Origin of the sequence: Kineococcus siccus, from assembly GCF_009906795.1 — a bacterium.
Lineage (GTDB): Bacteria > Actinomycetota > Actinomycetes > Actinomycetales > Kineococcaceae > Kineococcus > Kineococcus siccus.
In genome coordinates this window covers 1-8,395 of record NZ_JAAALN010000193.1, presented here as the reverse complement: position 1 = coordinate 8,395, position 8,395 = coordinate 1, and the positions used below count along the sequence as shown (strand labels likewise).

At 69.5% G+C, this 8,395-nt stretch carries 10 protein-coding genes; 7 read left to right on the top strand and 3 right to left on the bottom strand.

Annotated features, from left to right (window positions below; genetic code table 11):
- The coding region (locus GTR02_RS17395; RefSeq protein ID WP_166608748.1) for a tetratricopeptide repeat protein at positions 1 to 2,110 on the bottom strand (2,110 nt) is incomplete at its 3' end.
- Between the two features lie 283 nt (positions 2,111 to 2,393).
- Between GTR02_RS17395 and GTR02_RS17390 the strand changes: the two genes are divergently transcribed.
- The 6 genes from GTR02_RS17390 (at position 2,394) to GTR02_RS17365 (ending at position 7,160) form a co-directional block, all read left to right on the top strand.
- Positions 2,394 to 2,735: a hypothetical protein gene (locus GTR02_RS17390; RefSeq protein ID WP_166608747.1), complete on the top strand. Its 342-nt coding sequence runs from the start codon at positions 2,394 to 2,396 to the stop codon at positions 2,733 to 2,735.
- Between the two features lie 322 nt (positions 2,736 to 3,057).
- Positions 3,058 to 3,720 carry an HAD family hydrolase gene (locus tag GTR02_RS17385; protein WP_166608746.1) on the top strand — a complete coding sequence of 221 codons (663 nt, stop codon included), beginning with the start codon at positions 3,058 to 3,060 and terminating at the stop codon, positions 3,718 to 3,720.
- Between the two features lie 62 nt (positions 3,721 to 3,782).
- Positions 3,783 to 4,319, top strand: a complete 537-nt coding sequence (locus GTR02_RS17380) for a GNAT family N-acetyltransferase (RefSeq protein WP_166608745.1) — start codon at positions 3,783 to 3,785, stop codon at positions 4,317 to 4,319.
- A gap of 310 nt (positions 4,320 to 4,629) precedes the next feature.
- Positions 4,630 to 5,679: a S66 family peptidase gene (locus GTR02_RS17375; protein ID WP_166608744.1), complete on the top strand. Its 1,050-nt coding sequence runs from the start codon at positions 4,630 to 4,632 to the stop codon at positions 5,677 to 5,679.
- Between the two features lie 120 nt (positions 5,680 to 5,799).
- Entirely contained in the window at positions 5,800 to 6,648 is an 849-nt protein-coding gene (locus GTR02_RS17370; protein ID WP_166608743.1) for an IS5 family transposase, read from the top strand.
- Positions 6,645 to 7,160, top strand: coding sequence for a GNAT family N-acetyltransferase (locus GTR02_RS17365; RefSeq protein WP_166608742.1), 516 nt, complete (start codon positions 6,645 to 6,647; stop codon positions 7,158 to 7,160). Before GTR02_RS17370 ends, GTR02_RS17365 begins: the two co-directional genes overlap by 4 nt.
- A 60-nt stretch (positions 7,161 to 7,220) precedes the next feature.
- Here GTR02_RS17365 and GTR02_RS17360 read toward each other — a convergent pair whose 3' ends face one another.
- Together GTR02_RS17360 and GTR02_RS17355 are read right to left on the bottom strand one after the other, a co-directional pair.
- Entirely contained in the window at positions 7,221 to 7,502 is a 282-nt protein-coding gene (locus GTR02_RS17360; RefSeq protein ID WP_166608741.1) for a hypothetical protein, read from the bottom strand.
- A gap of 138 nt (positions 7,503 to 7,640) precedes the next feature.
- A complete protein-coding gene (locus GTR02_RS17355) occupies positions 7,641 to 8,177 on the bottom strand; it encodes a GNAT family N-acetyltransferase (RefSeq protein WP_166608740.1) in 537 nt (178 codons plus the stop codon).
- A gap of 131 nt (positions 8,178 to 8,308) precedes the next feature.
- Between GTR02_RS17355 and GTR02_RS24970 the strand changes: the two genes are divergently transcribed.
- Positions 8,309 to 8,395, top strand: an 87-nt coding sequence (locus GTR02_RS24970; RefSeq protein ID WP_166608749.1) for a type II toxin-antitoxin system Phd/YefM family antitoxin, incomplete at its 3' end; no start/stop codon positions are given.

The following is an 8,395-nucleotide window of genomic DNA, read 5'->3' as shown; positions in this document are numbered from 1 at the left end:
GGTTGGAGTCGATGGCCCGCTCGTACGCCGCGACCGCCCCCGGCACATCCCCCTGCTCCGCGAACAGGATGCCGAGGTTGTACGCCGCCGCCGGCGCCTCGTCGGGGTGGTTGGAGTCGATGGCCCGCTGGTACGCCGCGACCGCCCCCGGCACATCCCCCTGCTCCGCGAACAGGTTCCCGAGGTTGACCGCCGCCGCCGGCGCCTCGTCGGGGTGGTTGGAGTCGATGGCCCGCTCGTACGCCGCGACCGCCCCCGGCACATCCCCCTGCTCCGCGAACAGGATGCCGAGGTTGAACGCCGCCGCCGGCGCCTCGTCGGGGTGGTTGGAGTCGATGGCCCGCTGGTACGCCGCGACCGCCCCCGGCACATCCCCCTGCTCCGCGAACAGGTTCCCGAGGTTGAACGCCGCCGCCGGCGCCCCGTCGGGGTGGTTGGAGTCGATGGCCCGCTGGTACGCCGCCACCGCCCCCGGCACATCCCCCTGCTCCGTCAGCAGGACCCCGAGGTTGTACGCCGCCTTCGGCGCCTCGTCGGGGTGGGCGTCTCCGGCGGCCTGGCGCCAGAGGTGTTCCGCGTGAACGAGCTGACCCGCGAGGTAGGCGTTGTAGGCGAGGTCCATGCGGCGGTCGGCTGGTGCGGTGGCCGCTGCTTCTCGCCAGGTGTGGTCCGGCACGCTCGTGGCAGCACCCGACGTTCCAGTGGCCGAGGCGTCGCCGGCGGCGAGAGGGCCGGTGAGGTGGTCGAGGATGTAGTCGAAGGCGCGGGTGCCGCCATCGTGGTCGGCTGGCTCCAGCAGCCGGAAGGTGCCGTCGACGAGATCGGTGGCCCACGCCCGAGCGTCGGCGTAGTCCTCCCCGGCGTCGAACCGATGTAGCTGCGGCAGGTACAGCGGTGCGAGCTTCGCCAGTGAGTCGGCGGCGATGATGTCCAGACCGACCCGGCGCCAGTCGACCGCTGCCTGCACCATGGCCACCCCGAGGGGGTGGCCGCGGGGCGGGGCCGCGGATCGAGCGTTCTCGAAGCGCTGCACCGCGAGGTACCCGCCGCCGATGTACTCCGCCAGCCCGTAGCGGGTGATGCCTGCCCGCAAGGCATCGCCCTGCACCTGGCCGGCCAGCTGCTCGCGTTCCTGCGTGTCGTCCGGGTCCAGCCGCAGCACCCGGAAGCGCTCAAGCAGCTTCGCCTGGGGTGGGCGGATCTGACTGTCTGGTTCGTAGCGGGCGTGCTCACTGGCTCGCATGGTGGCCACGACGAGGTCGCCGCGGTCCTGCAGCCGGTCCAACCACTCCACCCGGATCCCGTCGCCGGCCAGGTAGAGGTCGAGGTCATCCAGCCACACCACCGTCCCCGCCGGCTGCGACGCTACGCGGGCCGGATGCCGGAACAACGGCGCCAGGCCGTCCTCGGGCTCTGGCAGCAGGATCGGCCGGTCGCCGAACCGTGCCCGGACCACCTCGGCGGTCATGCGGGTCTTACCGGCCATTGAGTGCCCGACGACGAGGACGGGTTGGCCGCTCTCGAGCGCGTCGATGAGTTCGGCTTCTTGGGCGCGGGGCAGGTACGCCACGTCTACCTCGGGGCGGGCGGGGTGCACGCCCAGCCGTGGCAGGCTCACGTCCCGGACCAGCCTGTGCTCCTCCGCGGCCACGCTGTCCGTGGCTGGACCGGCGGTGTCGGCGACACGCTCGCCGGCGCCCGCACCGGCGCCCGCCCCGGCGCCCGCGGCGCGCGGTGGGGGTGCTGTGCGGGTGGGTTGCTCCCCCGCCCGCTGGTCGTGGGCCGCCTGCCATCGGGCGTGCCAGAGGCCCTGATCTGATGCATCGAAGGTGTCCGGGCCGACCGGGGGCCGACGTCCGGGGGGGATCTTCTTGTAGTAGGCCTCCAGGGCTTGGACCGTTTTGCGGACCGTGCCCCAGTAAGGATCGGACTTCACGACGGCGTTGCCTTCGGAGTCGACCTCCTGGACGAGCCCGTACCACGTGCTGCTCGGGAAGCTCAGCCCCTCTCGGGTGGCGGCCACCTGCATCGCGGTGTGCGCGGGCGCGCCGATGGCAGCGTGCAGCTGCCGCAGCTGGGAGCGCAGCTCGCCGAAGGGGTCTTGCGACATCGGAGCCTCCCTTGACCCGGCTGGTGTCGCGCGCAGCCTACGAGCAGGCGTCACGCCCGACCCGCTGATCCGCGCACGGCACAGCTGTTGGGTCCGGAACGGGGCGGTCAGGAGTCCACGACGGGAAGTCCAGAGTCCGGAGTCCGGTGGGGGACTCCTCGGACTGCGGGGTGCTCACCGTGGAGGTGTCGAGGCGAGGTCTTCTCACTTCGACACCGCAGGTCTCACCCGGATCGCTGGCCAGCACCCCGAGACGACCACAGTCACGCAAAGGAGGACGACCATGATCGTCCGTCGCGTCACCGCTGTGAGCCGCACCCGCCTCGCCGGCTTCACCCTCGCGCTGGGCCGGGCTCTGCTGGTCAGCGTCATCACGGGGGCCCGCTGGGGCGCCCGCCAGGCTCGGCGGACCGGTCGGGCACTGCGGGTGCTGCTGCGGCACCCCCGCACCTGCCACGGCATGCGTCTGGCCCTGCTCATCGCTCTCATGCTGGCCAACGCGGCCGCCACCTGGCACGTCAACAACCAGACCTGGGCCGCGGGGGTCCTCGCCGTCACCAACGGCGCCAACACCCTCCTGCTGATCATCAGCATCCTCGACTGGCACCGGAACATCCGGAACTGACCCACTGACGCCGTCGAACGTCGTGGGGCGCTGCCAGCCGGTAGCGCCCCACGACGCACCCCGAGCCGCTACGTCAGGCCGGCGCTGGTCATCGCGGCAAGTTGCTGGCTACCAGGGTGACTGATCACCACGCCGCGATCAGCGCGCCGCCGAAGGTCAGCAGGCCACCGACCAGCCGGACCCGATCAACGCGAACCAGGCGACGCAGTAGCTCGCGATCCGGGTGGTCAGCAGGTGACGTTGCGGTCATGCCGAGTTGAGGGCGTTGGGTGACAAGCTCGTTGCCTGGGTCCTGCACTGTCTGACTGGTAGACAGACGCCCATGACCTTCACCTCGGTGATCTTCGACTGGCGCGGCACGCTGGTAACCACGTTGTCCTGGCAAGCGTGGGTGGAAGAGGCCCTGCGCCTGGCCGGCCGGGAGCACTCCGTTGCGCACGTCGACCGGGTGCTGAAGGCCCTGCAGGCGGCCGACCCCGGGGAAGTCCGACTGGAAGCCCCCGGTGTTGACTCCGACGCCACCTTGCACCGCAGCACCTACTTCGGCGTCTTCGCTGACGCCGGTTTCGACTCGGAGCTGTCTGAGGCCCTGTACGCGGTGGAGTCCGATCACCACCACAACCACTTCGCCACCGACGTCGCTGAGACCCTGCGGCAACTCCGGAAGGCCGAGGTGCGCCTCGCCGTCCTCAGCGACGTGCACTTCGACATCCGCCCCGCCTTCGCTGAAGCAGGCATGGACGGCCTGGTGGACACCTTCGTGCTGTCCTTCGAGCAGGGCGTCCAGAAGCCCGACCCGGCCATGTTCGCGACCGCGGTGGAAAGCCTGGGCACGCCGGCGCAGGACACGCTGATGGTCGGAGACCGCTCGCGACCGGACGGTGCCGCGGTCGAGCAAGGCATCACGACCTTGCTCCTGCCGCCGCTGCGCAGTGCCGACGACCGGCGCCTACATCGGGTGCTCAGCCTCTGCGGCCGTACCTGAGAAGGCACGCGCATGCCGGTGTCGTGGGCGTTCGCTCGTGTCTTCGGTGTCAGGATCAGCGTGTGCAGACACTGGAGTCCGACCGCCTGAGGCTGCGGCAGTGGACCGCTGACGATGCCCCCTTCGTCCTCGACATGTGCTCACGGTGGGAGGTCCAGCGCTACATCGGCGCCACCCCCCGCGTCCTCCAAGACCTTGACGAGGCCAGCGACACGATTACCCGCTGGCACTCCCGTCAGGATGGCTTGCACCGGGTCTGGGCTGTCGAGCACCGCGACGGTTACCTGCTGGGGACCCTGCTGCTCGTCGCCATCTTGGGCTCCGGCACCCCACCGCTGCAGCCCACCGGCGAGACGGAGATCGGTTGGTACTTCCACCCCGACGCCTGGGGACAGGGCTACGCCTACGAGGCCGCGACCCTCGTCATGGACTACGCCTTCGCCGGCGGGCTCACCGAGGTGCTCGCCGTCACCCACCCCGACAACGCCCCCTCGCAGGCCCTGTGTCGCAGGCTCGGCATGGACCACCTGGGCCGCACCCAGCGGTACTACAACATGACCTGTGAGCTGTTCAGCACCAGCCGCCCGGTGGCTGACTGACGAGGCCGAGCGGAGCACTTGGTCATGCCACCGGTGGCCCGTTTCTGCGGCTCAGCCAGGGCGCCCACCGGGCACTGGTCAGCGGATAGAGCCTTAGCCTAGAGGCGTGTCGCCCCTGCCGGTACCGGTCACCACCGAGCGTCTACGTCTACGCCCGTTCCGTCGCGACGACCTCGACGACCTGCACCGGCTGCACTTAGAGCGACCGGCAGTAGGCCGGTGATGTAGCTGGACATTCGTCCCTCCGATGCCGCATCGGTGCCCACGGGCACCGATGAACCGGGCGGACGGTCGGTCTAGGCTCCCGCACATGGATCATGAGGTCGTCCAACCGGCGAAGGCGCGAGCAGGGGAGCGCATCGCGGTCATCTCACCGTCGTTCGCCGCTCCCGCACTGTTCCCGGCCCTGCACGAGCAAGCGATGCAGCGCCTGACCCAGGTCACTGGCCTCGTTCCCGTTGAGTACCCGACGACTCGCCAGCTCGGAGCCTCCCCCGAGGCCCGTGCCGCCGACGTCAACGCAGCCTTCGCCGACCCCTCGATCCGGGCCGTCCTTGCCGTCGTCGGCGGCGACGACCAGATCACCGTCGTGCCGCACCTTGATCCTGAGCTGCCCCGCAGGGACCCGAAACCGTTCCTCGGGACCAGCGACAACACCAACATCCACCACTGGCTCTGGGCCAACGGGATCGCCAGCTTCTACGGAGGTTCCTCCCAGGTCCACCTGGGTCCTGGACCGGGAGTGGACAACGTCCACGCACGGTCCCTGCGGGCCGCGCTGCTCACCGGCGAAGACTTGGAGATCACCGACCCGGGCGAGTCCGAGGACGTGGGCTTCGACTGGGGTGACCCTCGGGCCCTGGACTCCTTCGGGGAGCGGGAGGCGACAGATCCGTGGTCCTGGCACGGGCCCACCCGATCGGTCACCGGGCGCACGTGGGGCGGGTGCTTGGAGGTGATCCAGTGGATCCTCACCGCTGGGCGGTTCCCCTTCGATCCGGGGGTCCTGAACGGCGGGGTGCTCATGTTGGAGACATCGGAAGAGCTGCTGCCGGCCCGTGACGTTGGCCGGATCGTCCGGTCGCTGGGTGAACGCGGCATCCTCGGCGCTGTCGATGCCGTGCTCCTCGCCCGTCCCCCGGTCTCCGACTTTACCCGCCGTCCCGATGCACCGGAGCGGGCGCGTCTACGCGCCGAGCAGCGAGACACTGTCGTGGAGATCGTGACGCGCTACAACCCCGAGGCCGTGATCTGTGTCGGGGTCCCGTTCGGGCACACCCGACCGCAGTGGATCCTCCCGCACGGCGGCACCATCACCGTTGACGGCTCCACTCGGCGGGTCGTTGCCAGCTACGCATAGGAGCGATCGGCAGGACGGGCATGGACGGGCGGTTACAGCCATCGGCATGTCGCATGATCGGGCGAGCACGGGCCTCTGTGATCGTGGAGTTCTCGACGCTTCAAAATCACCGAGGAACCCGTGCCCGTCCTGCCATCATCGCTGACCGAACCCCTCTGGACCCAGTTCGCCACGCTGCTCCCCACCCGACCAGAGTTCGACCCCACCCACCCACTGGGCTGCCACCGACGACGCATCCCCGACCGCGTCGTCTTCGACCTCATCCTGACCGCCCTCGTCCACGGCTCCGGACTGGAACGCATCGCCGTCCCCGGTTGCTCCGACCGCACCATCCGCCGCCGACTCCACGCCTGGGCCCAGGCCGGGATCGGGCAGGACGTGTTCACTGCGACGCTGGCCGCCTACGACACGATGATCGGCCTCGACCTCGAAGACGTGTCCCTAGACGGCTCCATCACTAAAGCCGTTGGCGGTGGAGAGTGCGCGGGCCGCAGCCCTGTTGACCGCGGCAAGGGCGGTACGAAACGCTCCGTCGTCGTCGACGCTGCAGGTGTTCCGCTGCACGTGGAGGTCGCCGGCGCGAACTGCCACGACTCGCCCCTCCTGGCCCCGACCCTGGCGGGGCTGACCGCGCTGGGACCACTACCGACAACGGTGACGGTGCACCTGGACGCCGGCTACGACTCCAAGAAAACCCGCGCTCTCTTGGTCGAGCTGGGGCTGCAGGGACGTATCGCGGTCAAGGGCGTGAAGGCCCCGATCCAGGTCGGCAAGCGGTGGCCGGTGGAGCGGACTCACGCGTGGTTTAACGGTTACGGCAAGCTGCGTCGGGTCACCGATAGATCCCGGCCGGTGGTGAAGTTCTACACCCACCTGGCCGCGGCCATCACCGTCATCCGCCGCCTCATTAACGAAGCCCGCAACCGCTACCGCTGGCCAGGCCGACCCACCACCCGCAGGCTCAAATGACGCCCTACTGCCGGTCGCTCTTAGACCAAACGGTCGCCACCTACCTCAGCCGCGGCGTCCGCAACCTCGAGGAGGTGCAGGCCGCTCTCGAACGACGACTGGCTCCGCTCGTGCTGGAACAAGCAGGCGACGGGGTGATCCTCGCGATCGCCTCCCTCGCTGAGGACCGCGTGATCGGCGAAGTGAGCCTCTGGCTCCGCGACGTAGACCCGCGAACCTTCGAGGTGGGGTTCGCCGTACTCTCCGACGTCCAGGGACGCGGGTACGCGCGTGAAGCAGTGCGGGCGCTCTTGACGGTGACCTTCGACCACTTGGCTGCACATGAGGTCATCGGCATCGCTGACCGCCGCAACGTCGCTTCGGCCTCCTTCATGCACCGCTTGGGCATGAGGGCTCGCCCAGGCGCCGAGGAGACCTCCCAGAGGGTCTTGTTCGCCATCGACGGGCATGGGTGGCAGACCGAAGACCATTCTGGCCGCGTCACGACCCACACCCAGGGGAGCAAAGACTAGACGCCCATGACCCCACCGACCGGCATAGCCCATTTCGCGGCCATGCCGCTGGTCGCGCGCTCAGCACTGCCCGGTCAGCAGCAGCAGGTTCCCCTGATCACCACCGACCCAGAGCCCGCCGGTCCAGACGACGTCGCCGCCGATCTGTGGTGTCTGACTGGTCAACGCTGGGCGTACGACCCGCCACTGCTCCAGAGCGTCGGTGCCGTCGAAGTAGTCGAGCTGCCGACCACCGAACCAGTAGAGGACCAGCGGAGCCCCCGCCGCGATCAGCGCGTCAGCGTCTCGACGCTTGATCCGGGTCGAGCGACGCGCGAACCGGCGGCCGGCGGGACTGGTCACCTGACCTGACTCCACGGCGTCCCACTGCTGGTCAGCCAGGCTTGCTCGCACCCATCCAGCATCCCCTACAGGCACGCAGTCATGCCGCTGGTCAGGAACTCGTCGACGCTCGGACCTGTCGACCTGCGCGGGTTCTGACTACGCGCTGGCGATCTCCTGCCTCACCACCGGGCGGCGCATGCTGACCCGGGGCCAGGCGTCCAACCTGAGCTCATGCTCGTGGCGTCTCACCGCGCGCAGCCCCGGGCCGAGCTCAGCTTCCGGGATCACCGTAAATCCGAGCCGGGCGTAGTAGGGCGCGTTCCACGGCACGTCGGCGAAGGTCATCAGCGTCAGCGCGGCGAGACCTAGCTCGCGAGCCCAGTCGGCCGCGGTCTCGATCAGTCGCCGTCCCCACCCTCGGCGCGCGTGGGACGGGTGCACCGACACCTGCTCGACGTGAGCAGCCCCGTCGACGACGTCGAGGAGGAGGTAGGCCACCGCGACGTCGTCGTCGGCCTCGTCGTCGGTGGCCACCCACGCTCGACCTTGCGCCTGGTAGGTCTGCAGGTCAGTCAGAGCGGGCGGATCGTCGTCGGCGACGGCCGCCATGTCGAGGTCGCGGAAGGCAGCCCCCGCGGCTCGCTCGATGTCCTGTAATCGTGACAGGTCCCGGTGCTGAGCTTGTCGGATCACGCGTCACCGTCGCACATCGGAGCGGGCCACCGCCTCGCATTTCGTGACCTGCGCCGAGGGCAGCAACGCACGCACATGCCGCGTCCAGTGCGCGCCGAACCCGCCAGTAGCACAAGTGCTATCCTGTCGCCATGATGACCGTCGGGCTTCGTGAACTCCGCCAACAAGCCTCCGACCTCGTCCGTCGCGTCGAGGCCGGGGAAGAAGTCACCATCACG